General features: G+C 37.7%; 26 protein-coding genes, 1 tRNA gene and 1 pseudogene. 10 read left to right on the top strand and 18 right to left on the bottom strand.

All coding sequences use genetic code 11. The annotated features are described in order from the left end of the window. Window positions 1–128: 128 nt before the first annotated feature. Window positions 129–1,136, top strand: coding sequence for a helix-turn-helix transcriptional regulator (locus tag QK890_RS08040; RefSeq protein WP_032540268.1), 1,008 nt, complete (start codon window positions 129–131; stop codon window positions 1,134–1,136). Between the two features lie 156 nt (window positions 1,137–1,292). On the opposite strand, the gene QK890_RS08035 is transcribed toward QK890_RS08040, so the two are convergent. From QK890_RS08035 to QK890_RS07980, 12 genes are all read right to left on the bottom strand, one after another. Beyond that, window positions 1,293–2,027: a bifunctional 2-polyprenyl-6-hydroxyphenol methylase/3-demethylubiquinol 3-O-methyltransferase UbiG gene (locus QK890_RS08035; protein WP_005810607.1), complete on the bottom strand. Its 735-nt coding sequence runs from the start codon at window positions 2,025–2,027 to the stop codon at window positions 1,293–1,295. A gap of 991 nt (window positions 2,028–3,018) precedes the next feature. Beyond that, window positions 3,019–3,795, bottom strand: a complete 777-nt coding sequence (locus QK890_RS08030) for a retron system putative HNH endonuclease (RefSeq protein WP_032540267.1) — start codon at window positions 3,793–3,795, stop codon at window positions 3,019–3,021. Next, on the bottom strand, window positions 3,779–5,533 hold the full coding sequence (locus tag QK890_RS08025; protein WP_137570002.1) for an AAA family ATPase: 1,755 nt from the start codon (window positions 5,531–5,533) through the stop codon (window positions 3,779–3,781). Before QK890_RS08025 ends, QK890_RS08030 begins: the two co-directional genes overlap by 17 nt. Window positions 5,534–5,535: 2 nt before the next feature. Next, the gene (locus QK890_RS08020; protein ID WP_032540265.1) at window positions 5,536–6,711 is read right to left on the bottom strand and encodes a DNA adenine methylase; all 1,176 of its coding nucleotides are present in this window, start codon (window positions 6,709–6,711) and stop codon (window positions 5,536–5,538) included. Between the two features lie 135 nt (window positions 6,712–6,846). Continuing rightward, window positions 6,847–7,761 carry a DUF5712 family protein gene (locus QK890_RS08015; RefSeq protein ID WP_032540264.1) on the bottom strand — a complete coding sequence of 305 codons (915 nt, stop codon included), beginning with the start codon at window positions 7,759–7,761 and terminating at the stop codon, window positions 6,847–6,849. A 4-nt stretch (window positions 7,762–7,765) separates the two neighbouring features. Further along, window positions 7,766–8,350, bottom strand: coding sequence for a BfmA/BtgA family mobilization protein (locus QK890_RS08010; RefSeq protein ID WP_032540263.1), 585 nt, complete (start codon window positions 8,348–8,350; stop codon window positions 7,766–7,768). 284 nt (window positions 8,351–8,634) lie between these two features. Beyond that, complete coding sequence (locus tag QK890_RS08005) at window positions 8,635–8,967, bottom strand: helix-turn-helix domain-containing protein (protein WP_032540262.1); 333 nt, start codon at window positions 8,965–8,967, stop codon at window positions 8,635–8,637. 129 nt (window positions 8,968–9,096) lie between these two features. After that, entirely contained in the window at window positions 9,097–9,441 is a 345-nt protein-coding gene (locus QK890_RS08000) for an RteC domain-containing protein (RefSeq protein ID WP_046452704.1), read from the bottom strand. A gap of 43 nt (window positions 9,442–9,484) precedes the next feature. Continuing rightward, entirely contained in the window at window positions 9,485–9,712 is a 228-nt protein-coding gene (locus QK890_RS07995) for a hypothetical protein (RefSeq protein ID WP_173664699.1), read from the bottom strand. Window positions 9,713–9,832: 120 nt separating this feature from the next. Beyond that, window positions 9,833–10,483, bottom strand: a complete 651-nt coding sequence (locus QK890_RS07990) for an HAD family hydrolase (RefSeq protein WP_032539620.1) — start codon at window positions 10,481–10,483, stop codon at window positions 9,833–9,835. Then, entirely contained in the window at window positions 10,480–11,085 is a 606-nt protein-coding gene (locus QK890_RS07985; protein WP_032539619.1) for a sugar O-acetyltransferase, read from the bottom strand. The genes QK890_RS07990 and QK890_RS07985 overlap by 4 nt, the downstream gene beginning before the upstream one ends. An 11-nt stretch (window positions 11,086–11,096) precedes the next feature. Then, the gene (locus QK890_RS07980) at window positions 11,097–11,606 is read right to left on the bottom strand and encodes a nitroreductase family protein (protein ID WP_032539618.1); all 510 of its coding nucleotides are present in this window, start codon (window positions 11,604–11,606) and stop codon (window positions 11,097–11,099) included. 109 nt (window positions 11,607–11,715) lie between these two features. On the opposite strand from QK890_RS07980, the gene QK890_RS07975 reads away from it, so the two are divergent. From QK890_RS07975 to QK890_RS07960, 4 genes are all read left to right on the top strand, one after another. Continuing rightward, complete coding sequence (locus QK890_RS07975; protein WP_032539617.1) at window positions 11,716–12,558, top strand: AraC family transcriptional regulator; 843 nt, start codon at window positions 11,716–11,718, stop codon at window positions 12,556–12,558. 196 nt (window positions 12,559–12,754) lie between these two features. Then, the gene (locus QK890_RS07970) at window positions 12,755–13,063 is read left to right on the top strand and encodes a helix-turn-helix domain-containing protein (RefSeq protein ID WP_032539616.1); all 309 of its coding nucleotides are present in this window, start codon (window positions 12,755–12,757) and stop codon (window positions 13,061–13,063) included. Beyond that, window positions 13,056–13,379 (top strand): DUF3876 domain-containing protein, encoded by a 324-nt coding sequence (locus tag QK890_RS07965; RefSeq protein ID WP_032539615.1) that lies wholly within the window; start codon window positions 13,056–13,058, stop codon window positions 13,377–13,379. Before QK890_RS07970 ends, QK890_RS07965 begins: the two co-directional genes overlap by 8 nt. Window positions 13,380–13,394: 15 nt before the next feature. Continuing rightward, complete coding sequence (locus QK890_RS07960; RefSeq protein ID WP_032539614.1) at window positions 13,395–13,688, top strand: helix-turn-helix domain-containing protein; 294 nt, start codon at window positions 13,395–13,397, stop codon at window positions 13,686–13,688. Window positions 13,689–13,970: 282 nt separating this feature from the next. Here QK890_RS07960 and QK890_RS07955 read toward each other — a convergent pair whose 3' ends face one another. The 4 genes from QK890_RS07955 to QK890_RS07940 all read right to left on the bottom strand — a co-directional run bounded on the left by QK890_RS07955 (window position 13,971) and on the right by QK890_RS07940 (window position 17,404). Next, entirely contained in the window at window positions 13,971–15,191 is a 1,221-nt protein-coding gene (locus QK890_RS07955; protein WP_025835674.1) for a site-specific integrase, read from the bottom strand. A 243-nt stretch (window positions 15,192–15,434) separates the two neighbouring features. Beyond that, a tRNA-Lys gene (locus tag QK890_RS07950) sits at window positions 15,435–15,507 on the bottom strand. 94 nt (window positions 15,508–15,601) lie between these two features. Next, window positions 15,602–16,741, bottom strand: coding sequence for an AI-2E family transporter (locus QK890_RS07945; RefSeq protein ID WP_032535368.1), 1,140 nt, complete (start codon window positions 16,739–16,741; stop codon window positions 15,602–15,604). Window positions 16,742–16,804: 63 nt separating this feature from the next. Next, the gene (locus QK890_RS07940; protein ID WP_005778531.1) at window positions 16,805–17,404 is read right to left on the bottom strand and encodes a thymidine kinase; all 600 of its coding nucleotides are present in this window, start codon (window positions 17,402–17,404) and stop codon (window positions 16,805–16,807) included. Window positions 17,405–17,408: 4 nt separating this feature from the next. Here QK890_RS07940 and QK890_RS07935 point away from each other — a divergent pair, with 4 nt between their 5' ends. The 5 genes from QK890_RS07935 (at window position 17,409) to QK890_RS07915 (ending at window position 21,282) form a co-directional block, all read left to right on the top strand. After that, entirely contained in the window at window positions 17,409–18,212 is an 804-nt protein-coding gene (locus QK890_RS07935; RefSeq protein WP_367627294.1) for a hypothetical protein, read from the top strand. 18 nt (window positions 18,213–18,230) lie between these two features. Next, window positions 18,231–18,905, top strand: a complete 675-nt coding sequence (gene rsmI, locus QK890_RS07930) for a 16S rRNA (cytidine(1402)-2'-O)-methyltransferase (RefSeq protein WP_032539612.1) — start codon at window positions 18,231–18,233, stop codon at window positions 18,903–18,905. Window positions 18,906–18,940: 35 nt separating this feature from the next. Continuing rightward, window positions 18,941–19,798: a hypothetical protein gene (locus tag QK890_RS07925; protein ID WP_005810598.1), complete on the top strand. Its 858-nt coding sequence runs from the start codon at window positions 18,941–18,943 to the stop codon at window positions 19,796–19,798. A 90-nt stretch (window positions 19,799–19,888) separates the two neighbouring features. Continuing rightward, complete coding sequence (locus QK890_RS07920) at window positions 19,889–20,581, top strand: YjjG family noncanonical pyrimidine nucleotidase (RefSeq protein ID WP_005810597.1); 693 nt, start codon at window positions 19,889–19,891, stop codon at window positions 20,579–20,581. Window positions 20,582–20,637: 56 nt separating this feature from the next. Beyond that, complete coding sequence (locus QK890_RS07915) at window positions 20,638–21,282, top strand: MarC family protein (protein WP_005778522.1); 645 nt, start codon at window positions 20,638–20,640, stop codon at window positions 21,280–21,282. 109 nt (window positions 21,283–21,391) lie between these two features. On the opposite strand, the gene QK890_RS07910 is transcribed toward QK890_RS07915, so the two are convergent. Together QK890_RS07910 and QK890_RS07905 are read right to left on the bottom strand one after the other, a co-directional pair. Next, window positions 21,392–22,987, bottom strand: a complete 1,596-nt coding sequence (locus tag QK890_RS07910; protein ID WP_005810596.1) for a SusD/RagB family nutrient-binding outer membrane lipoprotein — start codon at window positions 22,985–22,987, stop codon at window positions 21,392–21,394. Between the two features lie 11 nt (window positions 22,988–22,998). Next, window positions 22,999–25,983, bottom strand: a pseudogene (locus QK890_RS07905) (SusC/RagA family TonB-linked outer membrane protein); the annotation flags it as partial. Window positions 25,984–26,257: the final 274 nt, after the last annotated feature.

Raw genomic sequence — 26,257 nt, 5'->3', positions numbered from 1 at the left:
AATGGGGATTGTGCCGATAGGTGGCTTATTGTAATTTTGTATCTACTCTCCAATTGGAGACAAAAGTAGAGCCTTACCGGCTTTTACTGCTTACGCGAAAAGGAACTTGACTTTAACTTAAAGGAATAATGATGGCAACTCGGTTAATGAAACATGATTTGCATGAAATGATGCTGGAATGGCCCGTACAGAATCTGGCGGGAGAGAGCCGGACAGAAAGAAATAGTTATCGGATTGACAATGGGTATCTGAAAGCGACATTCGAAGAAATATGTACTCCGTTTTTTTCGATTATGGAACATCATATATCATGTGAGGAGTCCATTGAGATGTATGCACAGGCCGATGAATATCATGCTGTTTGGTTTTGTGCCGCCTTAGCCGGACACGTCACTTGCTTTTATGACCCTATTACCCGGAGTGAGGAGTGGAACAAAGGAGATGCCAATCTCCTGCAATGTGATGGGATAGACTCATGCGTCTGTTTCCCTAAGCATACGCCGTTTCACATGATGGAGATTATGCTTTCCAACGATTATATCCGTGAACTTGCCGGACAATATCCCGATCTGTTTGGTAATGAAGATATCGAAACTATTTTTTGTGATAGACTCTACAGGGCATATCGGACAAATCGCCCTTTTTGTACCGGTATTTATAAAGCGTTGAGTGATATTAAGCTTTCACAGCTGAATGGGAATATGGCACTTATGTATGTGGATGCCAAGATTAGGGAAATTCTTTCGCTTTTTCTCGCACGGCGGGGAGGAGAGGAGTGTCTTCATTGTTCGTGTTCTGTCGGGATAGAGTGTGATAAGATGCATCATGCCAAGGCCATTATTGAGCAGGAGTATCTCAATCCCCCTTCGCTTCATCGGTTGGCATTGCGGGTAGGTACCAACGAATGTACTTTAAAACGAGGTTTCAAAACGGTATTTGGTACCACCGTGTTCGGCCATATCTTTGATTATCGTATGGAGATGGCCTGTCGTTATCTGCTGGATAGCAGTAAGACGATACAAGAGATCGGGGCATGTGTCGGTTATGAATATCATGCCCATTTCTCTACGGCCTTCAAACGGAAGTTCGGACTGACCCCTCTGGAATACAGGTGCAGCCGTTTGGGCGCCTCCTGAGGTAACGACGGGATTGTCGTCCGACGGAATAAATGGTAAAAGCGTTTGAGAAAAACTTCCTTTATCAGCAGATTTACACGATAATATCATTGGGATAAATCCGTATATGAAGTCTGGTCTATGAAAGTTTGCGCAGGTTTTGCTCCCTTTGCTTGTTCAGACTTTGACGGCAGAAACAGCCAGCATCATAGGCCGTCTCAATTCTTCTTCCATATCCTTGATCTTTTGCAGCATCTCTTTAGTCGGTTGAGGCTCTATCACATTGGTTATGGTAAATCCGGCCTGCAATAGTCCCTGCAATATGGAAGTTAAAGTATGATGGAATTTCACTACCGTTTCTCCCAAGAAAGAGGTTTCCCGGTATCCTTCAGTGAAATAATGATCTACCGGCCAGTGCTGTGCGGTTCCTGCTGTGTTGTAAAACCAATCTTCGGTTCCATGTGCCGTAAATATCGGATGTTCCATTGTAAACACGAATGTTCCTCCTTGGGCTAATGTACGGTACACCTTTCGGAATATCTCTTCTAAATTTTCAATGTAGTGTAAAGCCAGTGAACTGACAACTACATCAAAGCGATTCGACGGATAATCATAGTCTTCTATCCCTATCCGGTGATATTCTATTTTGTCGGACTCCTTCTTTTTTTCAGCCTCTTGTAGCATTTTCTCAGACAAATCAATACCAACCACATGGCTTGCTCCTTTAGAAGCTGCATACATGCAGTGCCATCCATAGCCACATCCCAAATCAAGTGTCCGTTTCCCTTCAAAATCAGGTAATATCTTTTCCAGTGTCGGCCATTCTCCCGCACCTTTCAACCCTTCTTTTGAGCGTAGCATCTCGCCATATTTCTCAAAGAAGGATTCTTTATCGTAAACATTCTCCTTCATAAATTATTAATCGTTTCTGTTTATACATCTTGCCCTGCATTTCACCTATGCATTAACCGCTGAAGGGGCAAAAGTACGAAAGATAATCTGCTGATTATCGGAATAGATCGTATTTTTGTGCCGATATCCACTTTGCTTTTCTTTGATCCTGAGAATTTTCTATAAAGTTATTAACAGGATAAATTGTTGATATATAGGTGGTATCTCTTTTTAAATAGGCTTTGTGAACAACTTCATAGAGAGTCGTTGCCTGCTTTGAGACATCTTTTTGGATTCGTTGTTGGTGGAAACTTGTCAATGGCTTTAAATACACTCATAGCGAAGTTAGATACTAAATCCAGAAGCACTTCGACTAAAGTTCTTTTCATCCCTTTGGAAAGTAGCTTTCTTCATCTGACTTTCTTCATCTTAGCAGCTGAGATTTACATCTTAGCCGCTAAGATATAGATCTTGGCTGTCAAGATGCACATCTCGGCTGCTAAGATGAACTTAAATTACTTTCTTTCTCTGTTTCTCATTTAATGCTTTAGCACTTTGGAACGGGTAGTATCTTATTTAAGAACTTGCTTCTTAGCTTCCTTTTCACTACAGAGTATACAGAGAGAATCCCTTTTATTTTTCTTATTGAACAGCTTTTGAACGAAGTTATTAACAGGATAATTATCTGGCTATCTGTGGTTTGTTTTGTAGTAAGCAGGTTTTATGAACAGGTGTGAATAAGGAACTTGTTGATAACTGGGAGAGGGGTATTAATCAAACAGCCTCAGAATTGATTCTGAGGCTGTTTGAGTGATCCGCCTGGGATTCTCTTGACAGAGTTACCACGCTGATATTTAAAACTTTATATTTTTAGTTTCAAGCATATCCCATGATTTAACCCACTGATTTGCTACGTGCTTTTGCGGTAGTTTGCTCATGGAGAATACTAGGTGCAAAGATAAACATATTTGTTGATTTATCAAATTTCGAGAGCATATAGGCATTATAATTATTATAAAGTAGTAATAGCCTCTTTTACTACATCATTTAACCAATTGTGTCCAATTGCAAAATTACGAAAAGCCAAAAATTCATTATCATTATCATTGGCTTCATTAACAAAACGTCTGACCAATATATTTATAGCCTGCTTTTGTTCTTCTGGAGTTGAATTATGAACAAGCTCTGAAATTATTTCTCTCTTAAATTTATCAATAATTTTTTTTCTACTATCATTTAAATATTTACGGTCTATTCTACATGTTTCTATTGTATATTTATAATCTTCGTTATCAGAAGTTATTTTCCCATCTCTTTCAAATATCAAGTAAGGACTTGGATCTGATTGCTCTGGATTTATTAACTTTGGTTGCTCTTGAAGATTATATTTGTTGGATGATATAGTATTGATGCTTTTTAAATTTTTTGTACTAGGGCATTTAGCTCGCTTTCCTTTTATTGCGAAGTTTATGCCTTTATAATTATTGCAATAGTGGCACGCTAATAAAAGATTATCCCAACTATATGCTAACCAGTAGTAAATTTGCTTAGGTCTAAAATGTTCAATATGATATTGTTCAACCTTTTGTTCGCAAAAAGCACATTTGTTGTTATATATAAGCACTAATCTATCTCTAATATCATCAGTTTTATATCGATCATTGTAAGGTGCTTCATTAATATAATGTTTCTTTGCTATTAGTTCTAATCTCCTTTGGTGTGTTAACTTATCATCACCAATAACTAGTGATGGTGGTATTACTGCTAAGTCTTTATTGATCTTCTTCATTTTGATATTCTTCTAAAATGCTATCTATCAAAGAGTCAATTTCGTTCTCACTAATAAAATTCTTACCTTTTTCTTTTTGTTCTTGTAACTTTGAAATAAGTTTCTTGTTTATTTTATACAATAAATAAGTGTCGTTAGTATCGGAATTATTATCATCTGTGTCTAATCTGGAATCTTCCAATCCAAACAGAGAAGAAGTTACTAAAGTATTCATCATGAGATGATCTAAGTCCTTTCTATAATAGGGTTCACTCACTTTTGTTATGCCGTTCACTCTATATGTTCTAAATATAATAGAATCGTCTGATGCACCTTGAATAATTGTAGGGCTGTGCGTCGTAAATATGAACTGTATATTTGGAAATATATTTCGTAACTTACTAACAATTATTCTTTGCCATTTTAAATGCAAATGTTGATCTATTTCATCGACTAAAACAACACCTTTCGTTTTGAATATATCGTCGCTATTATTTTTATATAAACGATACAACAAATCACAGACAAAAATAATGATACTCCTATATCCTTCTGATAATTGATCTATACCTAGGAAACATCCTTTTTCCTCAAAAAAAACCTTACTCCCTTCAATGTGAGTTTTAACGTTTCTTTCGAGTAAATTAAATAGAATGTCTTCTAATTGTTTAGTTGCAACTTTTATTTTTAGCTTATTTTCTTCAGCTTGTTCCTCTTCCAATTTTAGATTTTTCAGCCATTGCTCTGGGCTATTTAGTGTAAGATCATTATTGAATAATGACATGAAACCATATTTTTCAGAAGGATCAGCATTATATCTTCCGCGATGTGTACCATAAGCATAAAGATTATCAAGATATATTGCATTAGAAATATTATATTGATGCCCCCACTCATCAATACCATATAGATCGCTATTATTATCCAATATATCGGATGCAATTCCTGTATCCCGCTTTTCAGTTTTATATTTGATATAATTTCCGTTAAAAGCAAGATATATTGCCATTATTATAAGTGACTTTCCGTCACCATTTTCTCCAAGAAAATATATTTCTTTTGATTTTTCTAGGTCAATATCTACTGGCTCTTTTATTGATAGAAAATTCCTGATATGTAATTCTTTAACATAGCACGCATTAAAGCTATATCCTTCAAGCCATGTTTTGAATTGATCAAAAGTTAAACTTAAAGCTTTATGAAATTCATTTTTCTCACATATACTATAAAACTCATCATTCGAGAGTTCTTTGTTTGTAAATCTAGAAAACCTTTCTAATAATACTTTTTTAAATAATTTTCCAACTTTAGGATTATAATATGCAACGGAGAAGTCATAAGGTACTTCATTTTTTCTCCTATTTGTCGGTTCTGTTGCTTCTGCAACCACTAAAGCACTGCGAATATTAGTAAGCTGTTTGTCTTTAGAATCAATATAAAAGACACCTTTCATGTTATCTTTTGAATACTTAGTTGCAAAGTCTTTTACAACCCCTCCATGAGTAAAGATCAGAGCTAGTAATGAAAATATTTTCTTTTCTATTGGATATTTTTGAATTTCAATCCAATAATCAGGAATTGGATCATCTAGAGAGTTGATACCAAGAAATGAACGCAAAATTCTTTCATTAATTTTTGCTTCCTTATTCTTATATTTCTGTATAGTATCAACACTATATATAACATCTAATGCTTGGACTATATCATATTTAGTCCATGATGTCCTTAGTTCTGTAAAATCTATCTGAATAGAATCCATGATTATACTTTTTTATAAGATATAATAAGCTCATTCACATCTAATTGGTTTTCATCAGAGCGTCCCATTTTGCTGTGAATATATTCCCTTGATTGTAAATCGCATTTATATCCTTTTCCCAAGACTGAACTCCCAATGTTTAATATTTCTTCTTGACTAATCATTCCATTATTGCTGTAGCTTAGGACTAAATGGGATTCCCTATTTTTAACCCCTTCAAATAATAATTTGAAAGCATTTCTCACCTCTTTCTTCTTATCAAAAGGGGATTGATGCCGATCATCCCTATACCGACCTTTATACTTTATAATGGGGTGGTCATATCGGACTAAAGTTTCTATAGCATGATAAAACCTTGAGTAATGAACCGTGCTATATGGTGGGTCTGCATAAACGATAGAATTTTTTTCTATTACTCGAAGACAATCCATATAGTCTAGTGATGTTACTTTATATTCAAAATTAGTTTCTATATTTAATGTGGAAATTAACTCTTCAAATTTTTTAGAAAACAAATTCCATATATTTTTATGACGATATATTAAAATATCATTCATATTAGATTCAGTAACATCTCGATATTGCGCAAAATGACCTGTACTTTGTGATGCATAAGACATTGAAAAGATTAAGGATGATAATATTGCATAATACGAAGGTGTACCAATATAATCTTCTGCTATTGCTCTAATAGAATCTATCCATACACATTGTTCAAATGACCAATATGTACCAGAATAATATTTTGTGAATAGGTTAAAACCTATTCCAAAATCAAAACTAATCAGTTCTTGTTGAGCTTTCTCAAGTTGCTGTAACTCTTTATAGTTGGTGATTTGGGTATAATTAAATTCTAATTGAGGATATCGTTCTTTGAACTCTGCGACTAAAAAACAAACACGTTTCTCAATCTCCTGTATTTGTAGAGGCGGAATTAAACGATTTAGATTTAGCAAATACGTATTACTAAATATGGCTGAGTATTGCTGTATATCGTTTGCATGTATATTATATTCGTCTTTTAAAGATGCGGAAATTATAGATGTTCCTGAAAATAAGTCACATAGCCATTCGGAATTCACATTTAGATTTTGAATTGATTCTGTTACATATTCCAATATTTCTCTTTTGGCTCCCATATATTTGATTAAATGGGGTATATTTTGACTATTAATCATAAACGTAAGTTAATTCTATTTCAATTATATGCAAATATAGAGAAAGTTTTCCGCTTTCTCGCTGGATTTGAGATTTTATGTATGCAAAATATAGTATCTCTCCTTATAATACTTTTAAAATTTGAACAGATACTTTTACCGTTTGGGCTTTCTCTGTTTTCTCTTTTTGGGTTTAGGCATTTGCTCTTCTAATGTAGAACTCAATGTAAAGTCTACTCCCAATGAAAAGATAGATAACAAGGAATCACCGCCATTGTTGTTTTGTTGATTGTTAGAATGTTTGTTTTCCATCTTGCTATCAAGATTGCAACAAATATTGTTTTCTTTTTCAGTGGATTGGAATATATCTTTTTTCTTTTCACCAGTAAAAGTTTGCGTCTGTAATTCAAGTTGTGAAGAGATAGAATCGTTTTTCATTGTGTTGTGGTAGTTAAACGATTCGTAATGTTGGCGGTCGTAACCAAAGAGTTTATCAAAGCCCTGTTCCGCTTGTTGGAACAGGTTCACACGGTCAAAACCTCCTTTGATTATCCCGTTCTTGGTATTCTTATGATTGGTAAGTGGTGATAGCTTTTTTTTATTGGCTTGGTCTTTTCGGCTCACAATCAAATGACAGTGAATATTTAGTTTATTATCAGAACAACTACGGTCAAAATGAATCTTGCCATAGAACTTTATATCCGATGCTGATAGTCCTTTGTTGAAGTTCTTGGCATATTCAGGGATAAATACCTCACGAATATAGCGTTTCATCGCTTCGGCTTGTTCCTGTTCGGTGTTACCCATTGCCCAAAGCTCACTTTCCGATGGGTTGACATGGATAGCGTAAAATTTAGCATCTGTTTTCAGCAGTTGCCCGATATTACTGTCTATTTCCTTTATCAAAACCGATTTATAGATATTATCCTTCGTCAGATTAAAAAATCCATCGGTATAGATTCCCTTTTCTATACGCTCCAAATCTTCATGTTCCATGTAACTTGCCAGTTGTCGGCTACTTCCTGTATTGCTGTATGTCCTTTTTGAGGGTGGAGCAAAATCTATGTGCATAAGCCTATGTATTTATCAGGTTTGTAATCTCTACTTTTAGGTTTTCTTTCCGTTTGCTATCCATCACACCACAAGCGGAGAGTTCAGAATATAGTTGTATCAGGTGGAGTAGCTTCTTATAGTTCCGTTGATGTATCTGATAGAGTGTCGAAAGTTGTTTGCCCTGCTGATTGATTACATCGGCATGATTGCAGAACTGTTCACTCAATTTTTTCAGTACAGCTGTTTGTCTCTTCTGGTTAGCTTCCAGTTGGGAGAGTATAAGAGTTTCCAAAGTTTTGCCGATAGCATCGAAGCGCAAAGCGATAGAATTAGTTGCCCGTATCATGGGATTCAGTTGCTCTTCCTCGTAGTGTCGGATGAAGCGGATAATATCATCCTGCCTCTTATTTATTTTCGCCAGTTCCGATTTTACGGATTCAGGTGCTTCGGAAGGGTTGATATGTGCCTTTTCAATATACCCGAATGCCAACTTTACAACTTCGCTCTTTTTCAGTGAATAGCGTTTGCATATCTTCTCTACCAAAGCTGCCGTTTCCTTGTCTATGGAAATGGTAGTGAAAATCGTTTTTCGACTGTTATTTAGCATGATAATTACTTTTTTATAGAAATATGAATAGATAAATGCCTGATAATAAGTGTTGAAAAGAAAATGCTTATTACTGGTGTCATTACAACGTGTTCTTGTAACACGCTAAAGCCGAAGGCTTTGCCCCGCAGGGCAAGAGGGAAGAACAGGATTTGTCCAGTTCCCTCTTGCTCGATTTAGTGAAACGGGCTGAACCGATAGGTGAAGCAGTTTCTGTTAAATCGAGGTGACAACACAAAGAAATAGCCCGCACACAGGCTTCTTCCTTCTACTGCATTTTGCTATCAGGGCTGATTTGTCAACTGATTGTCTTTTTCAAACCGTTTGTAGGTTTGGGAATCGGCACGTTCACGAACAAAAGCTCGAATATCTACAGCCCGATAATAGGTTTTCCTTCCGATAGTGAAATAAGGAAGTTGATTATTTACTCTATAGCGTTGAAGAGTTCGGAAAGATACTTCCAGGAGAAAAGCTAAATCCTGATTATCAAGAATCTTCTCATTATCATCTAGTACTGTATCAGTATTGATAAGAGATTTCAAATCTTGTCCGATTACGGTGAGCTTTTTAGATAGCTTTTCCATCCACTTCTCAAAGTTTTCATTGTCTATATACATTTTGCTTCATTTTTTAGTTCAACATTATTATTTTCAATCGATTGATGAAGCAAAGTACGGTAAATGGATGCAAATAAGTTAGGGGTGTAGTATATCTACTCCCCTAACAATTGTTGGTAAGTTCTTGATTTATAGATAGCCTTTCTTTTTACTTTCTTCGGCAATAGCTTTGCGAAGTGTATCTAAAAATTCAGTTACTTTAGATGGCTTGCGCTTTATGACGCTTTCGTGTTTCTTGTGAACATCTCCTAATTTGATATTAAAGAGGTGTTCAAATGCTCTCCCAATTTCTGTTAATGGTGATTTTGTTCCGGCATGGGTTACTACTCTTTGTGATAGGAATAGTCCACTAATCAACTCCATGATTTCAACTAGATTGGTATTGTCGGTCAAATAGAGTGGTGAAGGTGGAAGGCTGCTTATTCTATTTTGAAATTGGCTGGGGTACTGAATTTTTAGATTCAGCAGTTCCATTTCTGCGGTAATAGTAGCCTGTACCTTTTGTATGAACAGCTTTTTAAGCGCATTTTTCCCCCTGCCCGTAAAGAGGTATTGTTTCAAGTAAAGCTATCTCGATACGGGTAGCTGCAAGAATTCGATAAGTAGTTGAATAATCATTTCCATTACTTATAGTTCTAATCTGTTCAACAAATTCGCCATAGGCTTCTTGCATTTCATTATTAGTTACTTCTTGTGAGGTTTCAGAGAATAGTCCGAACATCCTCATGTTTAACAATACATTCATAAGCATAATTTTAATGGTAAGTATTATATAGAAAGACTTAACGTCTGATTTCATGCTTTTATATTACCAATAAATATCCATTATGCCAGAAAATACTAAAATCAATCTACGAATATGAATCTAAACTAAATGAGCTTCTTTCTTTAGAAAAGAATGAAGTGATTTGATAGAACTAAACACATATCCTTGATTTTCCTTTTCTAATTTCTTCATTTTTGAGAGTGAGGCTATCCATGCAGCAGATAAGCATTGTATTCCAACTTTACTACAAGCGGTAATATCGGAAAATTCATCTCCAACATATACCATTTCTGCTGGTTGGGTATTATATTTTGATATTAGTTCCGTCATTGATTCCGCTTTTGTGTTTCTATCTGGCGATCCGATTGAAATACTATCAAAAAGAGCTTCCATTTCAAAATGGTGAAGCGTAATATCACAACTCCTTTGACCTTTACCTGTTATTAAAGATACAATAATTGAGTTCTTCTTCAATTCTGTTATCAATTCTCTTATCCCCGCAAATGGTTGAATGTAGACTGTGTGCATTTCTTTGTATTTCACATAAAAATCAATCAGAGCTTTTTCCCAATCTTCTGAAACGACCTCTTTAATCATTCCCTCTTCATTAAGTCCGAATGTTTTCACAATATCATCTTCTGACAATATTTTTGATGCATAGGGAGATACTGCCTGCTTAAAGGCTTCGATACACATTGGGATTGTATCGGCAATTGTACCATCCAAATCAAAAGCGACCAATTTTATCATAGTTTCTTAGTTTGATTGATTTGACGTATCACTTTACATGGATTTCCAATGGCTAAACTATTTGCCGGAATATCTTTTGTAACAACACTACCTGCTCCAATTACACTACCGTACCCAATTGTTATTCCGGGAAGGATTATTACACCTCCACCAATCCAGCATCCATCCTCAATTGTAATAGGCAAAGCGTAAGTGCGGCGAACTCGTTTTATTCCATCTTCTGTTTCAACAGGCGCTAGCCGTTCATCTAAATCAATAGGGTGAGTTGCTGTATAAAGCTGAACATTAGGGGCAATAAGAACATTACTTCCGATAGTGATTTTATTACAATCCACAAAGGTACAACCGGTATTTACAGTGACATTATCTCCTATATGTATATTGCAGCCATAATCACAAATAAATGGACTGGCAACCGAAACTTTCATTCCGATACTACCTAGCATCTTTTTTAGCAAGCTGTTTTTTTCTTCTTTATTCTCATAAGGTAATGAATTATATTTCATCAATAACTTATGTGTTCGGGGCTTTAAATCCAAGAAAACTTGGTTATGACAATCATACCATTCACCAGCCAGACATTTTTCCATTTCTGTTTTCATAATTGTTACGTTTATAAGATTGAAACTATTTCGGTTATATCTTTTCGTTTAGATGATTTTTCAGGTGGTTGTTTTACATAACCTAATGAAATAATTGCCACAGGGTACATATTGGGAGATAAATGAAGATTATCCTTTAGCATATCAGGATCGAAATTACATACCCAGCAGCTACCTAATCCTTGTTCTGCTGCGGCTAAACAAATATGTTCAGTCGCTATTGCTGCATCAATATCTGCATGGTTCTTATTGTCTGATTTTCTCACCCAAGAAATTGAATTGTCAGCACAAACTACAATATAGAGTGGAGCTTCGGTAAACCATTCACGTGGATAAGATTGTTGAATCAGTAGTTTGGGTTTATTACTTTTTACGACAAAAAAGTGCCAAGGTTGATAGTTTACAGCAGAAGGAGCAAAACGGGCACATTCTAAAATGTAGTCGAGTTTTGCTTGCTCAATCATATCAGAAGAGTAGTTTCTTGCTGAATAACGTTGTTTTGATAGTTCTAAAAAGTTCATAAGTAATCTAATTTTGATTTATGGCAAAGTTATACCTATTTTGTTCTAAATATAGGTATATATTTTCGCCATATTGGTATAATTCCGCTTTATGTGTTATATTTGAGGTATGAAAAAAGAAAATCTTCATCAACCATTTGAGATCAGCTTTAACGAGCATAGTGAATCGTTATTAACTGAGCATGAGCATACTTTTTTTGAACTAGTCTACATCTTAACAGGAACAGGTATTCAATGGATTAACAATAGTATGTTCCCATATCATGATGGACACTTGTTCTTGATAACTCCAAATGATTCTCATTCCTTTGAGATTCACACAACTACAAAATTCATTAACATCAAGTTTAATGACATCTATATACATTCAGCCATATTTGGTTCAGAGAATATCCAGAGATTAGAATTTATTTTGCAACATGCAAATCATCAACCGGGCTGCATTCTTAGAAATAAGGTGGATAAGTTATTAGTGAAACCAATGATTGAAGCAATTATTCGGGAGTATGTAAATAGGAATCTTTATAGTAAAGAGATTATCACGCAGTTGATAAATACTATAATTATTGTTGTGGCAAGAAATATAGCTATGTTTTTACCTCAACAAGTCGATGAATGTTCAGATGATAAGTCTCTCGATATTCTTCAATATATCCAAGCAAATATCTATCAAACAGGTAAAATTAGAGCAAAAGAAATCAGTCAGCATTTTGGTATATCTGAAAGTTACTTGGGACGTTATATAAAAAAACACACCAACGAAACAATGCAGCAATACATATTAAGCTATAAACTAAAATTGGTCGAAAGCAGATTGTTACATAGTCAAATGAGAATAAATGAGATTGCCGAAGAACTAGGATTTACCGATGAAAGCCATTTGAGTAAATTCTTTAGAAAAAACAAAGGCTGTAGTCCTTCAAGTTTCAGAAAAAGTAATAAGACAATATGATGCGTATCTATTCTTAATCTAATATATTTCAACGATAACATATATACTATTTATCTGTTTTCTTATTTCAATAAGAAGCCAGCAATAGTCAAATCTCACCACTTCCAGACAGTTTTTAAAACGTCTCTTGATTCTTCTTTCATTTGCCGATGAAAATAGAATCAACACGTTTTATAAACCATTTAAAAGAGAAAGTATGGAAGTAGTAACCATTGAAAAGAGAACCTTTTCGTATGTCTGCGAACGGTTCACTGAGTTTGCCAAACGAATAGAAAGTTTGTGCAGCACTCATACCCAGAAAGTAGAAAACTGGCTGGATAGTCAGGAAGTGTGTCTGTTGTTAGGCTTTAGCAAGCGAACACTGCAATATTACCGAAGTAGTGGACGGCTGGCTTATTCTCAAATCGGCAGCAAGATTTATTATAAGTCTTCCGATATTGAAAGAATTATTGCGGACAGTGAAATACAGAATCAATCATCCAAACAAACCATGCCTTATGAATAGAACTAAAGAAGATTACCCGTCCTTCAACCTGTTTTCTATTGTCGGCACATGGGAAAGCGTTAATCTGAATCCTACGGTTATCATCTACCGGAATGATAAAGAGTATGTTCTCTCTATTATATATGTATCGGAAACCACAAAACAGGCTTCACCCGCTACTTATGAGATACAGCGAGATGGTAGCCAGTATTTTATTGCCACTGCATCCAAACGGCTCTATGTAGATTATGATCCGGCAAAAGATGTACTTAACATTTCATCTTTGGGTGACTATCTGCGTAACCAGCCAGCTATCTTGAAATCAATATTTCAATAAAACAATCTTTCAATTATGGAACTAATAAATAAAGATACCCCGCAAGTTAAAGAGTTTATTTCCTCGCTTGATTCGATGCTGAACAGTATTGAATCTATAGTCAAGCATTACAAGCCCTACCTGAATGGGGAACGCTTTCTTTCCAACCATGAAGTTTCCAAGAAACTGAATGTCAGTTTGCGAACCCTGCAAGAATGGCGAGATACAGGTCTAATCCCCTTTATCCAGATAAAAGGTAAAATCATCTACCGTCAGAGTGATATTGATAAACTGCTCCAAAAGCACTACTTTGAAAGTTGGAAAGAGTAACCTGCCAAGCCCAAAACATTGTTTTTCGGAATTTAATTTGAATCATTGACTTTCCCAGTGAAGTATTTAGTCTGTGCAAGTCTTTAGATGAAAATACGCTCGAACATAGTGAGAGGAAGATTCTCATCTAAACCGAAGGCTCGGACTTGAACAGGCTAAATACGGAACTTACCTTTGTCAATGCTTCATATTGAGTTCTGGAAAACTTACTATAAAAGAAAAGGATTGAGAAAATGAAATTCATTCTTCCCAATCCTTTTTCAATATTAGCTACTATCTTTATTATATAGCCAATTCCGACAGGCAGCTATTTACTTTTTGCATATCCTTGAAAATATTCTGATCCAATACCCTTGCATAGTGTTTTGTTACGCTTGTATCTGCATGACCTAACATCTTAGCAACATTCTCCATACTTACGCCATTTGCAAGGCAAATGCTTGTGGCATAGCTATGACGGGCGGTATGTGTGCTAAGATTTTTATGAATTCCGCACACATCGGCAATCTCCTTCAAATAACTGTTCATGCGTTGATTACACAATACAGGTAAAAGTTTTCCGGTACACTCTGCCACATCCTTATATTTATCAAGTATAGAAGCTGCCACAGGCAGCACAGGAATGTTACACATGATTTTAGTCTTTTGGCGGTTCTTCCTTATCCAAAGTTCCCCTTTATTGTCTTTTACCAAGTGTTCGGGTGATAAATCTTTCACATCGCTGAACGCCAAGCCAGTAAAAATGCAAAAGACAAAAACGTCACGTACCTGTTCTACTCGTTTAATTGTAAACTCTTTGGCGAGAATGATTTTAATCTCGTCCATCGTCAGAAATTCAGGATCGGTTTCTTCCAATTTGAAACGGTAGTAAGCAAACGGATCTTTCTTTATCCAGTCGTTTTCCAAAGCAATACGGATAATCTTCTTTAAGTTCTTCAATCGGGTAATAGCGGAGTTCTGCGCACAACCTTTTTCAATCTTCAAGAAAGCATCGAACTTAGAAATGAAGTTGGCTTCCAAGTTATTCAGGGCAATATCAGATAACTGATATTCTTTCTTAATGAATTCCTCCAAATATCGGGTAGTGGTTTCATACCGTTGAACGGTTTTACTAACAAAGTCTTTGCCGATCAGCTTACGACTTTGTTCGTTGTGTTCTCTGAATACTTGCAAAAGGGTTTTGCTTTCTTCATCCACACCATAATACAGTTTTCTCACAAGATCAACGGTGATAACCTTGTCGGAAGTTTCCAGTTCCCTATAAATTTGGTGTATGCGTGAGCGTGTGATTTCTAAGTAGTGGTTCAGTTCCACCGACATACGGTCTTTTCCTTTTGAATTCTCTTTTGCTTGATTCCATAGGTTTACGGGACAACTTCTTTTGATAGAAATATCTACCATACAGCCGTTTACAGTGATTCTCATGCACACAGGTGCTTCTCCGTTCTTTAATAACTTGGCTTTTTTGATAAAGAACAAAACAGAAAATGATTTTCGAGCCATTTTTACATCGTTTTTTTAAGTTACAAAACTATGTATTCTCTTCCAAAGTAAGTCTATGCAAAATGCTATGAATCAGTGAGAAAGATGCAAATTCGTGGGACTTTTTAGAATTAAATTTTAGTCCCACGATTTATCCACCGATAATATGCTTGAAACGGCTATTTTCTGCTACCTGCCAGAAAAAAGAAATCCCTGATAATATCTGATTATCAGGGATTTGCTTGATTTTTCTTTTGTTTTCAGTGATCCGCCTGGGGCTCGAACCCAGGACCCCAACATTAAAAGTGTTGTGCTCTACCTGCTGAGCTAGCGAATCAATCCTTATTTGCGTATCAGTTATTTCCTGATTGCGGGTGCAAAGGTAGTGACTTTTTTTATATCTGCAAGCTTTTGGGTGAAAAAAGTTTTATTTATTTTTCGTCATCTCCCTCTATCTTCTGATTATCAGATGTTTCATGTGTGTCGTATTTTATTCTCTCTTTATTGATGATGAAACGTTGATAATAGGAGAGCATTAGGGTGGTGAGCGGGAGTGCTATGATCATACCTAACATCCCGAGCAAGGATCCCCAGATGGAAAGAGATAAAAGAATGATGGCAGGGTTGAGCCCTGTGATCTTTCCCATGATTCTTGGGACAAGGAAACCATCTTGGATGGCTTGAACAACAATAAAAACAACGAGGGCACCTGCCAGGATTACCCAGAAATTCTCACCGGTATCAGCAGCTTTTAGGATTGCTAATATGACGGTAGGCAAGAAACCGATAATCTGCAGATATGGAACCATATTGAGGGCACCAATGAAAAGTCCCAAGGCAATAGCCATCGGAAAGTCGATGATCAGGAACCCAATGCTGAACAAGATGCCGACACAGAAGGCAACAAGTGCCTGGCCGCGGAAATAGCGATTCATTCCATCCTGTATGTCATTGACCAGATTGGATGCAAAGGTACGGTATTTGCCTGGTAGCAGGTGAAGCCATCCTTCTGCGATGGATTCATAGTCGAGCAAGATGAATACCACATATAATAAAATGATGAATGAAGCGAATACGCTAAACAGAATATTAATAGATTCCGCAACGAGTGCCCAAAGTTTAGGAACAGTCTCTTTAATGGTATTCATTATATTTTCTTCACTTAAGATTCGGTTCAGTGCCTGAAGGTCGATATGTCTGTGGATAAATTCCGAAAGAGTAGGAGGCACTGTTCCGGAACGATAAGCACCATTAGTCAGATAAGTAACCAACAGATCGTTCATTCGTCCTATTTCGGCAAGCATTGGGGGCACTAAAAGGTAAAAAATGGCAATTCCTATTATGGTAATGCTGAACAATGCGCAGAAAATAGAAATGATCCTGCTTTTAAAGCGTAATTTATACTGGAAAAATTTGACGAGCGGATAAATCATATAAGCGATAAGCCATGCCACAAAAAAAGGTAGCAGCACGCCGCTGAGCCTTTTAAAAAGTATCAGTAATCCCACAATGAGCGCACAGCAGATGGAACCACGTATGAAACTATCAAATGTAATCTTTTTCCTTTCCATAATAATCTGACGTTTGATGTGCGACCTCACCGAAAATGTCCGGGCTTTGCTACCGTGAGGTCATTATGATTTTTCTTTGTCCTCTTGCAGGGCTTTCTGGTAACATTCCCGACATAAAGGTTCGTATTCGGCTGTTTCACCCAATAGCACCTGTTTGTCGTTTTTCACCGTACGGTGTGAAAAAGAGGCTAATTGTCCACATTTTACACAAATGGCATGTACCTTGGATACTTCGTCGGCAATGGCACACAAAGCCGGCATCGGACCAAACGGTATGCCTTTGAAGTCCATGTCCAATCCGGCTATGATGACACGTACCCCGTTGTTTGCCAATTGATTGCATACATCTATTAATCCACTGTCGAAGAACTGTGCCTCGTCAATGCCTACCACATCAATTTCGGATGTGAAAAGCAGTATGCTGGCTGAAGAGTCGATGGGGGTGGAGGAAATGGTATTACTGTCATGTGAAACAACGTCCCCCTCAGAATAGCGTGTGTCAATGGCAGGTTTGAATATCTCTACGCGTTGGCGGGCAAACTTGGCCCGCTTCATGCGACGGATCAGTTCTTCGGTTTTTCCTGAAAACATGGAACCGCAAATTACTTCAATTCTTCCTCTTCTTCTCGTCTCTTGTATATGATCTTCTGAAAATAATACCATGCTGATGTATGTTATAATTGGTTGCAAAAGTAATAGTTTTATTGGCTTCTCGGTGTTTTTTCATTATTTATTTCTACATTTGCGAAGTCATTCAAGAAGAAATTCAGATGTAGATATGCAAGCATTGTTGAACGATATAGAATTGGATATTCAGGAACTTAAATGCCTGATGGAGGCCGTTTCGCGTAAACCGGATTCTGCTTTGCGTGAAGTGGCAAAGAGAAATATTGTGCAAATGCGTGGCCGGTTGGACATCTTACTGGAACAGTTGGATCGGGGAGCACTACCGGAAAACGAACTTCCTGACCGGATTATAAATCCAATGCCGGAACCTGTGTCTGCAGCAGCAGAAGCAGCAGCAGCAGCAGCAGCAGAAGAAGAAGAAGAAGAAGAAGAAGAAATAGTTGTGGGTAACCCGGAGAAAGATGAAGAGCCTGTAATAGTTCCGGAGGCTCCGGAGATGCCGGAATCTGAACAATTGGAATTGCCTGAAGTGACCGTAGAACCGGCACAATCGGCTGAAGTATCTATGAAGATTGAAACCAATACGGCTTCTACACCTATTTTGGCCGAGCGGATTAAAACAGCCGGAGATTTACGCCGTTCAATCAGTCTGAATGATTCGTTTCGCTTTTCCCGTGAACTGTTTGGGGGAAGCATGGAGCAAATGAATCATGTGTTGCAACAGATTGGGGAGATGCATTCACTGGATGCGGCTCTTGTTTTCTTATCTTCTAAAATAAAGGTGGAAGAGGAAAATGAAGCTAAAGCTGATTTAGTGGAACTTCTCAAAAAGTACTTTATATAAAAACGCGATTATTAGGATATGGGAAAACTATATGTGGTACCGACGCCGGTCGGGAATTTGGAGGACATGACATTCAGGGCTATTAAAGTCCTGAAGGAGGTCGACTTGATTCTGGCGGAGGATACCCGTACTTCCGGAATCTTGCTGAAACATTTTGAGATTAAAAACGCGATGCAATCCCACCATAAGTTTAATGAACATAAAACGGTGGAGAGTGTTGTTAATAGAATAAAGGCAGGAGAAACCATCGCTTTGATTTCGGATGCCGGAACACCGGGAATTTCTGATCCGGGTTTTCTGGTAGTTCGTGAATGTGTGCGCAATGGTATCGAAGTACAATGCCTGCCCGGGGCGACAGCTTTTGTTCCGGCGTTGGTAGCATCGGGATTGCCTAACGAAAAGTTTTGTTTCGAAGGTTTTCTCCCTCAGAAAAAGGGGCGTATGACAAAATTGAAATCGTTGGTGGATGAACACAGAACAATGGTGTTTTATGAATCCCCACATCGTTTGCTGAAAACATTGACACAGTTTGCCGAATATTTCGGTTCCGGACGTCAGGTATCTGTGTCCCGTGAAATTTCAAAGATTCATGAGGAAACGGTTCGCGGGACTTTGAGTGAATTGATAGAACACTTTACCGTTACCGAACCCCGGGGAGAGATTGTGATTGTACTTGCAGGAATAGACGATTAATAATAACTTCATTTAAAAACGTAAAACGTAATCGTATGAAAAAGTTAGTAGTTTTATTAGTATGCGCAGCTATGTTGGCTTCGTGTAACGGCCTGGGTGGTGGAAGTAAGGACCTGAAGGCAGAAAATGATTCTCTTTTGATGGAGTTGACCCAGCGCAATGCCGAATTGGACGAAATGATGGGTACTTTCAACGAAGTTCAGGAAGGATTTCGTAGAATAAACGCAGCTGAAAGCCGTGTTGACTTGACCCGTGGCACTATCTCTGAGAATTCTGCAACCGCAAAACAACAAATAGCATCTGATATTGAATTCATTACGAAACAGATGGAAGAAAACAAGGCACAGATCGCTAAGTTGCAGGCTATGCTGAAGAATAGTAAGAATAATTCGGCACAATTGAAAAAAGCCGTTGAATCTTTGACTCAGGAGTTGGTTGCTAAAACTCAGCGTATCGAAGAACTTCAGGCTGAATTAGCTTCTAAGAATATCCGTATTCAGGAATTGGATGCTGCAGTAACCGGACTGACTGCCGATAAAGAGTCATTGGCTGCTGAAAATGAAGCCAAGGCAAAGACCGTAGCAGAACAGGATAAGGCCATCAATAGTGCATGGTTTGTGTTTGGTACTAAATCGGAGCTTAAATCTCAGAAGATTCTTGAAAAAGGGGATGTGCTGAAGAGTGCGGATTTCAACAAGGATTATTTTACTCAGATCGATATCCGTACTACTAAAGAGATTAAATTATATTCTAAACGTGCTGATTTGCTCACTACTCATCCGGCTAAATCTTACGAGCTGGTTAAAGATGATAAAGGTCAGCTGACTTTGAAGATCACGAATCCGAAAGAATTCTGGAGTGTATCTAAATATCTGGTAATCCAGGTCAAATAAGTAGTATAAAACAAACGTAACTGATAAGGGCACGGACTACACAGTATGTAATCCGTGCTCTCTTTTTTGAAATGTACCTGATATATTAATATGAAATATAGAAACCTGTTTTTTGATTTAGATGATACTCTCTGGGCCTTTTCCCAAAATGCGTATGATACGTTTGAAGAAGTTTACGATAAATATGGATTGGGAAGGTATTTCGATTCGTTTTCCCATTTTTATTCTCTTTACCAAAAGAGGAATGCGGAGTTGTGGGTAGAATATGGAAACGGGGAGGTGACTAAAGAAGAGTTGAATCGACAGCGTTTTTTATATCCTTTGAAAGCTGTTGGCGTTGACGATGAAATGCTTGCAAAACGTTATTCTGACGATTTCTTTTTGATAGTTCCTACTAAAAGGCGGCTAATGCCGTATGCGGAAGAGGTACTTTCGTATTTGGCACCTAAATATAATTTGTATATTCTTTCAAATGGTTTCAGGGAATTGCAATCCTGTAAAATGCGTTCGGCAGGCATTGATACATATTTTGATAAAATAATTCTTTCGGAAGATCTGGGAGTGATGAAGCCTTGGCCGGAAATTTTTCATTTTGCTTTGTCGGCTACACAATCCGAACTACGTGAATCATTAATGATTGGGGATAGTTGGGAAGCTGATATTGTTGGTGCCCATGGAGTGGGAATGCATCAGGCTTATTATAATGTGTCCGGACGCACTGATTTTCCTTTCCGTCCTACTTATTCAATGACTGATTTGAAAGAGTTGGTGGAACTGTTGTAACATTTATAGATATATTGTATTTTTGCGTTCAATATAGAACGCATAAAAATACAACTATGGACACTCTCTTGCCTTTTGCTTTACTCTGTTTCACTTCTTTCTTTACGTTGACTAATCCGTTGGGTACAATGCCCGTTTTTCTGACCATGACTCATGGTATGACTGATAAAGAGCGGCAAGCGGTTGTTCGCCGTGCCACTTTCGTCTCGTTTATCACTTTAATGGTATTTGTTTTTGCAGGGCAATTCCTTTTTAAATTCTTCGGTATTTCGACCAACGGATTTCGTATTGCAGGTGGAGTGATTATTTTCAAGATAGGCTTTGATATGTTGCAGGCACGGTACACTCCGATGAAATTGAAAGATGAAGAGATTAAAACCTATGCTGACGATATTTCGATCACTCCACTTGCCATACCTATGCTTTGTGGTCCGGGGGCGATAGCTAATGCCATTGTTTTGATGGAGGATGCCCATACCATTGAAATGAAAGGAACGTTAATTGGCATTATTGCTTTGATCTATTTTATTACCTTCTTGATTCTGCGTGCGTCTACCCGATTAGTTAAAGTGTTGGGGGAGACCGGAAATAACGTGATGATGCGTTTGATGGGACTTATTTTGATGGTGATTGCTGTTGAATGTTTTGTTAGTGGATTGCATCCGATATTGGTAGGTATCTTGAAAGAAGGGTTGCTATAAATCAGATACTGATTCGTTCAGAAAAAGAAGAATGCCCGGATACGTTTTATATGTAAATCCGGGCATTCTCTTTATTGTTTGATAAATACTTTAGAAAGCATTATGCTGATTAGCGGCTACCGCCGGCCCACCAAACCGGATCGGTATATACATACTGGCCGTTTCCAAATGCAGATTCTACGTTCGGGTTTGCACTTACATCATCTGCTCCGTAAGGTGCGCGAAGTGGGAACTTGTAAGGGTTGTCCAGTTTGATATATTCCTCACCCATTGCTTTGAGGCGGCGTACATCATTATAGCATTCTGTTGTCTCACCGAAGGCTCCAAGGAATGCAATATATTTCTGTACCATTACCTCTTTTACAGGATTGGCATCGAATAATGGTTTTACGTTGTTGGTGAAATACTCTTCTGCTTCAGCAGTTGTGATAGCTTTGGTAGTCTCTTTAACGCCTCCGTAACTTTTTACTGTAGGAGCGTTAAGTGCAGCTGTTACACCTGTTTCTGCATTTGCAATGGCTGCAACAATAGCATCTTTCAGAGCATCTGCCGCATCATTGGTCTTATTCAAGCGAGCCAATGCTTCAGCTTTCAGGAAAAGTAATTCATGATAGCTCATTAATAAGGTTGGACATGTTTGCGAATATACGAATATAGGAGTATTATATTCATATTTAACAGACTCTGCCGTACCGTTATCGGCCATAAGGAATCTTGGGTCATCTGCACCGGTTACTTGGATGGACACAGCTTTTTCTTCTCCAGTTACCTTACCTTGTCCAATGCAAAAGATACGGCGTAATCTCGGATCCTTACGTTCTATTAGTTTATCAGCGTAGCTTTTACTTGCAGCCAATCCGTCACGGCTCCACTGGAAGTCAAATAACGGGTTTAAGTTTGTTGCACTATAAATAGAGAAAGCAGCTTGATCCTGAATAGATGTATATGATTTCTCTATGTACTCTAAAATTTTTTGTAAATCAGCTTCTTTTGAAGAAGAACGAGCTAACAGACGCATTGTATAACGAGCTTTCAAGCCGTATGCTAGTTTTAACCATGCTTCTCCGTCACCTTTATATATGAAGTCATACTCACCAATTTCATCGCTTTTGTCACCTTTGGGAAGATCAGTGATTGCTGCATCCAAATATTCCATAATGGTAGTATAAATAGCTTCTTGCTTATCTAATTCCGGAGTCATAAACTGGGGTTGTCCATTGACTAATTCCGGAAGGGCAGCCTGGCTGAAAGGAGTGTCACCGAATGAGTCTGCGATCAGTCCTGCATTGATTGCGGCCAATACTTCGGCAATACCTTTGGTTGTATAATTGGCTGAAACCTCATTTGAGCTTATGTTAATTGCGATACGTGCATTCTTCAGTGTAGAGTATAAATTACCCCATACATTGTTAAAAGTAGAAGATGCCGAAGGCTCTCCGTTACGCTTTTCCGCATTTGCCAATTGATTGTCTACTCCAACCATATGCTCTACGTAGGTAGAATAATATGTATTAAAGTCGCCTCCGATATTGCTAAATGCAGTTGCAGTGATTACGTCAGCCAAGATGAATTTGGCAGGTACACTGGTTGTGTGGTCTTTGTCTTCATTAATACGATCCATTGTATCTTCCGAACAGGAAGCAAATGCAACGGAAATCAATGCCACAGACAATATGCCTTTTGATAAATTAAATATTGATTTCATTTTTGTCCTTTTTAGAATTTAACTGTAATACCAAAACCATAGCTTGATGTTCCCGGGAGCGAGAAGCGTTCGAAAGCACCAGCCATGTTGTTATTTCCCTGTGATGATTCAGGGTCAATACCATTATCCATTTCTGACCAAAGCAATAAGTTACGTGCAAAGACGTTTACTGTTACGCCTAAGTATGACTTATCCAGTACCGGATAACTTAAAGCGATTTCGCGTAATTTCAGGAATGAAGAACCGTATACTCCGGCTTCAGAGATCGTACTCAATCTGTCGAAGTAATTATAAGCGTTCTCACCGCTGATTTTGATGTCATTAGGTGCGTAAGAACCATCTGCCAACTGTTTTACAGCCGGTTTATTGAAGTAGAAGTAATCAGCTTTACGATAGTCTGCTGATTTCTGGGTTACACCATAATAGTCGAGTGTTGACACAGTACCGGCATACATACATCCACCTTGCTTCCAGTCAAGTACTGCAGAGAGGCGGAACTTATAAAATTCAAAAGTAGTATTGAAGCCCAGTCTGAAGTCAGGAGATACACTTCCCAACACTCTGTTTTCACCTAATGTCGGCATACCGTTTTCATCTACGACAATCTGACCATCTTCGTTTCTTTGATAGCTTGTACCATAGATAACCGGGAATTTATCACCGGCACTCAGACGTACTTGCGGATCAACAAAACCTCCTAACATGATGCTTGATACACCCGGAGCTAATTTATCGACATAGTTGTCGATTTTAGAGAAATTGAATGCAAAATCCCAGTTGAAGTTCTTAGTTTGGATCGGATTTACACTCAAAGTGATTTCGTGTGAGTTTGTATGTACCGATCCACCATTTGTGATCAATTCGCTATATCCGGTAGAAGTAGCCAAAGGCACCTCGAATATCTGATCCTTTACATTCTGGCGTGAATATGTATAGTTCAATGAAACTAAACCGTTCCAAAAACTGAAGTCTGCACCGATTTCGTATGATTTGGTGTTCTGAGGTTTCAGGTTAGGATCATAAATTTTGTAATATGGAATATATGAGCTGATTGATCCAATAGGATACTGGATAGGAGTTCCTGACGAGAATCCGCCACCATAGACCGGAGTTTTATAGTAAGAAGGATAGTAAGTACCTGCCTGCCCTACTTCTGCATAAGAAGCGCGAATTTTACCATAAGTCAGAACATCATTCTTCAGTGCTTCCAATTCGGTAAAGATGAAACCAAGAGAAACGGAAGGGTAAGTGAATGAACGGTTGTTGCGTGGCATGGATGAAACAATATCATTACGAACAGTAGCATTCAAATACAGCATGCTACGATATGCTAATGAAATGTTACCGAAGTTACCAACGGTACGCTCGCGATGGTAGGTTCCTGTAGACGAATAGATTGATGCGTTAGCTATATGGTTCCATCCTGGGAAATTGAAGTTATTTCCGAGGTTGTATTTGTATTTTGAAGAATTATCGACTAATTCATTACCATATAATACATTTAAGTCAAGTTCCGGAGTGATTTTCCAGTCATAAGTAACAGTTAACAATGAATTTATTTCATTGTTTGTAACGCTCTGCTCTTCAATGCTACCTGTTCCGTTGGAGTGTCCATATCCCCATGTATCGGTATAGTTAGTGGTATAAGCATCGGTACCTAACTGGTATTTTACATCCAGTTTATGATTTTCTGTACCGAAATCAGTAGAATATTTAGCAAATGCATTTCCAAAAAAACGTTGAGTACGTTCTTTAAAAGAGTTATTTTCAACGGCCCAATAAGCACCATCGAAACCGCCTGTCGAACGATACGTGTTTTGTGTATAAGGATCTCCATCAATGTGTGATGGGATACCGGCTAAATCGTAGCTGGACGGTGCACCATATACAGTTGCCAGGATACCATTGTTGGCACCGGTTTGCTTTTTGATTTTAGAATAAACGAAGTTTCCATTGAAACCGGTAGACCAATTCTTGTTCAATTGAGCTTGTGCAGTTAGTTTTGCATTATAACGATCCATACCTGTAGAAGGTACAATACCGTTTGCAGTAGTACTTCCTAAAGACAAAGAGTAACTTCCTTTATCGAGGCTTTGTGCCACGTTTGCACTGCTGTTCCACGTTACACCTGTATTAAAGAAATCTTTAGCATTGTCATATGCACGAGGAGTAGCCCATGGGTCCAGTCCTGCTTTGGCACGCTGGTCTACATAGTATTGCCCCTGATGTTTACCGTATTTCTGGGTATAGGTATTATCCGTATTGCCACCATATTTGGGATCGTTAGCCAGTTCTGAGATCAAAGGGCCCCAAGAACGAGAATCTGATGGGCTAAAAGCACCATTAAATCCTTGTGCGAATTCTTTTTGGAAATCCGGCATAGTAGAAACCTTATCGAATGATAAACCAGTGTTGATGGTAACTTCCGGTTTACCTTTACGTGCACCTTTACCGCTCTTGGTAGTGATTACTACCACACCATTTGATGCGCGCATACCATACAGAGCAGAAGCAGCTTGACCTTTCAGGATGTTGATGCTTTCAATGTCATTCGGGTCGATATCTACCGCACGGTTTGCATAGTCAGAGCCTGTAACAGAGTTGAAAGTATCCAAGTCTGTAGATGATGAGATAGGCATACCATCCACAACATACAGGGGAGTGTTATCTCCTGTAAACGAGCGTGATCCGCGAATAGTCATTTTGGAAGAGGCACCCGGCATACCTGATGACGGTGAGATCTCTACTCCTGAAACTTTACCTTGTAAAGCGCTGGAAAGGTTACTACTTGATGCTTGAGTCAGCTTATCTCCTTTCACATCCTGTACGGCATACCCTAACGCTTTTTTCTCTTTTGAGATACCCATTGCTGTTACTACGACTTCGTCAAGTGCCTTAGCATCAGTCTTTAATATCACTTTGATTATCGGTGCAATTGCTACCTCAGCAGTCTGCATACCGATATACGAAATCTGCAAAGTCTTTGCAGAACTGTAGTATACACTAAAATGCTTATAATGTGCGTATTACACAATGATATTGAACTTAGTAAAAAGAAAAAAAGATTTATTAAAACGCTTATTATCAAAATACTACAAATCTTCTATTTTATTGAGAAGCTCAAAATGAAACACTTCATATATCTTACAATAATCAGATAATACATTGATTATCAGCATGAATAAGATTCTGCATTCCATTTCCTATTCTACTACATTTTTCCTTTGTACTAATTGACTATTTGCTTTATATAGATATTTTATTCACCTA

This window comes from Bacteroides sp. NGMCC 1.200775, from assembly GCF_040798045.1.
GTDB lineage: Bacteria > Bacteroidota > Bacteroidia > Bacteroidales > Bacteroidaceae > Bacteroides > Bacteroides hominis.
The sequence above is the reverse complement of the archived record's forward strand: the minus strand, read 5'-3'. Positions and strand labels throughout refer to the sequence as shown.